Origin of the sequence: Rhodococcus sp. HM1, from assembly GCF_023218075.1 — a bacterium.
Lineage (GTDB): Bacteria > Actinomycetota > Actinomycetes > Mycobacteriales > Mycobacteriaceae > Rhodococcus.
Window position 1 is genome coordinate 1 of sequence record NZ_JALPTB010000214.1, and the last position, 436, is coordinate 436.

Consider the following 436-nt stretch of genomic DNA (forward strand, 5'->3'; position numbering starts at 1 on the left):
CCTTCTTTTCGGGCGTGGGCATGGGCGTGGGCGGCCTGGGCCTGATCTTCACCGGCACGCCCCTGGCCTGGCTGGTGCAGCACGGCGGCTGGCGCCTGGGCTTCGGCGTGCTGGCGGCGCTCTCGCTGCTGTCGTGGGTGCTGATCTACCTGCGCGTGCACGAACCGGAACTGCCGGAGTCCAAAAACCGGCCGAAGGAAACCTGGGGACAGGCTGCAGCCCGTTTCGCAGACCTGTTCCGCATGCCGCACACCTGGGGCATCCTGATCCTCGGCATGTGCTGCTATGCAGCCTTCCTGACCCTGCGCGGCCTGTGGCTGGGGCCATTGCTCATGGGCCGGTTCGGCTTCTCGCTGGTCGAAAGCGGCAACGTGGCCCTCGTGCTCTCGCTGATCGCCCTCTTCGTGCCGGCGCTCTTCGGCCGGCTGGACCCAGG

General features: G+C 68.3%; 1 protein-coding gene. It reads left to right on the forward strand.

Annotated features, from left to right (window positions below; translation table 11 throughout):
• Positions 1 to 20: 20 nt before the first annotated feature.
• Positions 21 to 436, forward strand: a 416-nt coding sequence (locus tag M1M07_RS32475; RefSeq protein ID WP_248676800.1) for an MFS transporter, incomplete at its 3' end; no start/stop codon positions are given.